Source organism: Pseudomonas sp. PS02303, from assembly GCF_029959925.1.
Classification (GTDB): Bacteria; Pseudomonadota; Gammaproteobacteria; order Pseudomonadales; family Pseudomonadaceae; genus Aquipseudomonas; species Aquipseudomonas mandelii.
Genome location: NZ_JASCOM010000373.1, coordinates 1 through 4206, shown reverse-complemented (window position 1 = coordinate 4206; position 4206 = coordinate 1). Strand labels below are relative to the sequence as shown.

The following is a 4206-nucleotide window of genomic DNA, read 5'->3' as shown; positions in this document are numbered from 1 at the left end:
TCTTGCTGGAATTAGCGAAGGAAACATGCACCAGCAGTAGGTGAAGCATCAACCAGATAATCCGATGAGATGCCGGTCTGTCTCACTCTCATGCAAAGGTAAGATCAACCATTTAATCCGCTTACCCGAAACACTATGCCCGTCTATCGTTACCCAGCAAGGCTGCCACTTTCTTGAAGCCTTTGCTGGCCAGAGTAACTGCCGGTGTCGATGCGGTGGCCGCTGCAGCCCGCAGTGGCGTACTGCGCGTGGATGATGAACTCCATTTGTCGCCATTGCCCGCAGAGGACGAAGACCCAGAAGTGACCAAGCTGCGCGCGGCTTTGGATCACCGCATCGGTGAGGTTCAATTGCCGGAAGTGATTCTGGCCGTTGACGCCCAGGTGCGCTTTAGCTGGATCATGCTCGGACGTGAGCCGCGCTCTACCGACGAGCTGCTGATGGTCTATGCCGGCATCATGGCCCACGGCACCAGTCTGACTGCGGTCGAATGCGCGCGCATGATTCCGCAGCAGAAGGCGGCGCGGCAGTGCTGCCTCAACTTCGGGTGTCACGTCTGTGCTCCTTGAAGAAGCGGCGCCGTCGGTCTGTGCCGGCGGCGCCGCCTTGAGAGGTCGTCCGGCGCACCCACGATCAGCGGGTGCACCTGCTGCTTAGCGCTGACTTCAGCTCAGTTCGCCGCCGAAGCGCTGCACGCCCTTGCCGGTGGCAAAGTTGTGCAGTCCGAAGCTCGGGAAGGTGCCGCGCAGGCCTTCGAACTTGCCGGTGGAATCGACCACCTTGTGCATGACGGTGAGCGAGACCTCGTCGATGCCCGGCACCTGGATGCCTGTGGCGGTGTCGACCGTCGAGATGCGGCTGCCGTCGCGGCTCATGAATTCATGAACCATCGTGAAGCTCGCGCGGCCGTCGACGAACTTGATTTCACTGGTGGCCTTGGCCCAGATCGGGCCGTCGAAGTCACCGTCGCCGGTGGCCAGGAAGGTTTCGATATGCGGCAGGTATTGCACGGCGGCGAAAGCGCCGATGCTGAGGGGCTTGGACATGATGCACTCCTAGGTTGGTGTTGGCCTGATGAATAGGCCGCGGGGACGGACGCTGCCGACGCTCGTCACGCCGGCAGCACCGGGATCACTTGCTGTTGCTCAGGCGGAAGCTGATCACCTTGGCAGCGTCCGTCTTGGAAGCGTTGACGACCTGCGTGTCGGGTGCGCTCTTGGGCTGATAGAACGTTTGACCCGTCAGATAGACGATCGGCGCTTCACCGCGCACTTTGACGCTGACCGCACCCTTGTCGTCGTATTCGTGGCGGTATAGCTTGCCGCCGCGCCGGCTGTCCATCACGTAGGGCGGATCGGCGTAGACGAACTCGGAGCCGGTGAACTGGTGGGACTCCAGCCAGGCCACGGCGTCGCCGTGGTGCAGCTCCAGGCCGGGCACGTCGAGCTGCTGCCAGACCTCGATCACCTCGGGATCAACGTCGATGCCGACGCTGCGGGCAGCGGGCCGCTTGCGCTCCAGGATGTTGCCGCCGCCCAGGTGCGTTTCGATGTACGTGTCGTGAGGCGGGATGTTGTTGATGATCGTCTGGTAGACGCCGGCACCGCCCTTGCCGCCGGGGTATCTCATGGCCTTCTTCCTGGAGTAAATCGGGACTTGGCCAGCATCGTCAGAAATGGCGATGCTGTCAAGGGAAGCCGGCCGGGCCTGCATCGTCAGAGCCGACGATGCGAAGCTGCTGGAGCGTCCTGCAGCACCGCCAGGAATGGCGATGCCGGATCGCTCAGTAGGTGGGGATGTAGACCACCTCAATGTCCACGCGCTGGTTCTCGCGCCGGCCCTCGGCCGTCGAGTTGTCTGCCACGAAATCGGCGGCCGATGCGAAGTTCACCATGATCTTGAGCGGCGAGACGCCGCGCGCCACCAAGTACGACCTGGCCGAGAGCGCACGGCGTAGTGCAAGGGCCTCATCGGCCGCGCTGGGCCGTAGTGTGCTGGTGCGCCCGCTGATGTAGATGATCGCCGCATTCCTAGCGTCGGCCAGCAGCTCCAGGGCCTCTGGCGTCGGCTGGAATGTCGCGCTGCTGTCGGGGAAGGACACCGATACGCCGGACTTGATCGGCGTGCCGAAGTTGCCGGCGTCGCCGGCGGCCAGTGCGCTTTGCGCGCTGACCAGGAACGCCAGAGAGAGGGCCAGAAGAACGGGTTTTCGCATGGGGCAGGACTCCAATCAGAAGAACAGGTAGCCGGCCTTGCTCATGGGGATGCGGATCAACCAGAGCGAGGCCAGGTGCAGCGGGTAATAGGCGTAGAAGGCCCAGCGCAGGCGCGGCACGCGCACATCCACCCGCGAGGCCAGGAAGAGCACCGGCAGGGCTGCCAAGGCCCACAGGTTGCGATTGACGAACCACAGGGCCGCGCAGGCCAGCACCGCGACCGCCGCGGCGGCCCAGCTCGGCCGGCGCGTGTACGACCACACCGCCAGGCCGAAAGCCACGGCCGGCCACCAATATTCGACCGAGCTGCCGCCGACCAGGAACACCACGCCGGCGGCCGCCAGGTGCAGCTTGCCGCCACGTTCGACCAGGTAAGCCGTGGCCGTGACGACCAGCAGCGTGAACATCACGTTGAGCGGCCACCAACCGGCGTACAGGCCGCCGAGGGCCACGAAGGGCACGGAGGCCAGCGCGCCGAACATCGCCAGGCGCGACATGGTGCGGCCGTACACGCCGCGTTCGAGCGTGCCCGGCCGGGCCAGGTTGTAGGCCAGGACGAACACGAAAAGGGGGAGCGCCACGCGGCCGGCCTCGAACAGCACCGGCAGCGTCGCGTTGAACAGGTACTTGTTGACGTGATCGCCGGTCATGAGAACCAGTGCGAGCCACTTCAACGCTTCGACGGTTCCATCAGGAATCCGCAGGGCCTTCATCAGCGCCGGCCCCCGCGAATCGCGTAGGCGCGCAGCACCAGGAAGATGATGTAGAGCGCTGGCAGTGAGAGCACGAAGGCGATGGGCTTGCCGATCCACGCCGGCAGCGCCCACAGCAGAAGGCCCAAGGCGAAGATCGGGCCGAGGCCCAGCAGAAGCAAATCGAGCTGGTTCTTGGCCTGTCCTTCCGCCCACTTGCAATAGGCTTGAAGCAACCGGCCGACGCCCAGCGTGTACCGCATCATGAAGGCGTGGAATTTGTCCATGTTTAGCCGCTAAATCGGAAGAGCCGGCCTACTCGGCCGACCCCTCGCGTGAAGTGTTGAAAGACACCGTGCGGGGCACGTAGCCGGCCACCGACACGCTGCGAGCTGCTGCGGCCGCTGGGGCGGCCTGCTGGGGTGCTGGTGCCGGCCTGGCCGCCGGCGTCGCCCGCTGGGCCACCGTCGCGGGCTGGCTGGGCGTCGAGGGCGTGGCCCCGGCCTTCGTCACGTCAAGCGTGACGAACCGAGCTTCGAGCCAATCGGCCCACTTCGACGCCTTGCGCATCAAGTCGGCCCGGTACACCGCGTTGTACTGCGGCGTGCGCGAGTGGTAGTTCGCCGCCTTCGTCCAGAGGTCGCCCTTGTCGTTGCGGATGTGCATCCGCAGCCGCCAGGCGGCCAGGTCGAACGAGTAGCAGCCGGCAGCCGCCACATCGTTCGCCGTGATGCCGTATCGGGCCAGGTCGCCCAGGTACGCGGTGTTGAACTGCATCGGGCCAACGTCATGCGTGCCATTCGAGTTGCGCACCCACTGGCCCGGCTTGCCGCCCTCTTTCTCGGCGACGGCCAACACGATGTTGACCGGCACCTCGTACTTGACGGCGGCCGAGATCGAGCAGACGACGCGCTCCTGGAGCTGCGGCGGCAGATCGGCGAAGAACGGCATGCCCTCCCCTCCCTCAGTTCAGCCAGGACTGACGGCGGCGCTCTTCGTCCTCGCGCCGGATGCGTTCGTTGTACTCGGCCAAGGCGCGGTCATAGTCGCGCGCTTCGACCCAATACCCGCCCCGCTCTGGCGTCCCGACATAGCGCGGCAGCGTGCCGCTGCTGGCGAAGTCGGTGTAGGCGTGGCCGGTGTAGGCCCCGCAGTAGTCAGGCAACTGGTTGGGGTTGTACGCCGGAATCCCAGAAATTTCCGTCAGCCCAGCTCCAGTCCCGCCACGAGCGCATCCAGGTCGATGAACTTGCCGTCAGTCTGGAAGGTGTAATGCCCGTTCAGCAGGATGTGCCGCC

The 4206-nt window shown here is 65.0% G+C and carries 7 protein-coding genes and 1 pseudogene; 1 reads left to right on the top strand and 7 read right to left on the bottom strand.

What is annotated here, in order from left to right; all coding sequences use genetic code 11:
• Nucleotides 1-128: 128 nt before the first annotated feature.
• Nucleotides 129-512: pseudogene (locus tag QMX98_RS32785) on the top strand (Tn3 family transposase); the annotation flags it as partial.
• Between the two features lie 153 nt (nucleotides 513-665).
• On the opposite strand, the gene QMX98_RS32780 reads toward QMX98_RS32785, so the two are convergent.
• The 7 genes from QMX98_RS32780 to QMX98_RS32750 form a co-directional block, all read right to left on the bottom strand.
• Nucleotides 666-1046 (bottom strand): hypothetical protein, encoded by a 381-nt coding sequence (locus QMX98_RS32780; RefSeq protein WP_011655359.1) that lies wholly within the window; start codon nucleotides 1044-1046, stop codon nucleotides 666-668.
• Between the two features lie 85 nt (nucleotides 1047-1131).
• Nucleotides 1132-1629 carry an SAM-dependent methyltransferase gene (locus QMX98_RS32775; protein WP_011655360.1) on the bottom strand — a complete coding sequence of 166 codons (498 nt, stop codon included), beginning with the start codon at nucleotides 1627-1629 and terminating at the stop codon, nucleotides 1132-1134.
• A gap of 154 nt (nucleotides 1630-1783) precedes the next feature.
• On the bottom strand, nucleotides 1784-2215 hold the full coding sequence (locus tag QMX98_RS32770) for an OmpA family protein (RefSeq protein ID WP_001665065.1): 432 nt from the start codon (nucleotides 2213-2215) through the stop codon (nucleotides 1784-1786).
• 15 nt (nucleotides 2216-2230) lie between these two features.
• Nucleotides 2231-2929, bottom strand: a complete 699-nt coding sequence (locus QMX98_RS32765) for a TraX family protein (RefSeq protein ID WP_011114053.1) — start codon at nucleotides 2927-2929, stop codon at nucleotides 2231-2233.
• A complete protein-coding gene (locus tag QMX98_RS32760) occupies nucleotides 2929-3195 on the bottom strand; it encodes a hypothetical protein (RefSeq protein WP_010890140.1) in 267 nt (88 codons plus the stop codon). Before QMX98_RS32760 ends, QMX98_RS32765 begins: the two co-directional genes overlap by 1 nt.
• 28 nt (nucleotides 3196-3223) lie before the next feature.
• Nucleotides 3224-3859, bottom strand: a complete 636-nt coding sequence (locus QMX98_RS32755) for a transglycosylase SLT domain-containing protein (RefSeq protein WP_011114052.1) — start codon at nucleotides 3857-3859, stop codon at nucleotides 3224-3226.
• 13 nt (nucleotides 3860-3872) lie between these two features.
• Nucleotides 3873-4097, bottom strand: coding sequence for a TrbM/KikA/MpfK family conjugal transfer protein (locus QMX98_RS32750; RefSeq protein ID WP_282411990.1), 225 nt, complete (start codon nucleotides 4095-4097; stop codon nucleotides 3873-3875).
• Nucleotides 4098-4206: the final 109 nt, after the last annotated feature.

Excerpts from the sequence above, each read along its gene's own strand:
- QMX98_RS32780 (WP_011655359.1), bottom strand. The coding sequence starts at position 1,046 with ATGTCCAAGCCCCTCAGCATCGGCGCTTTCGCCGCCGTGCAATACCTG.
- QMX98_RS32775 (WP_011655360.1), bottom strand. The coding sequence starts at position 1,629 with ATGAGATACCCCGGCGGCAAGGGCGGTGCCGGCGTCTACCAGACGATC.
- QMX98_RS32770 (WP_001665065.1), bottom strand. The coding sequence starts at position 2,215 with ATGCGAAAACCCGTTCTTCTGGCCCTCTCTCTGGCGTTCCTGGTCAGC.
- QMX98_RS32755 (WP_011114052.1), bottom strand. The coding sequence starts at position 3,859 with ATGCCGTTCTTCGCCGATCTGCCGCCGCAGCTCCAGGAGCGCGTCGTC.
- QMX98_RS32760 (WP_010890140.1), bottom strand. The coding sequence starts at position 3,195 with ATGGACAAATTCCACGCCTTCATGATGCGGTACACGCTGGGCGTCGGC.
- QMX98_RS32765 (WP_011114053.1), bottom strand. The coding sequence starts at position 2,929 with ATGAAGGCCCTGCGGATTCCTGATGGAACCGTCGAAGCGTTGAAGTGG.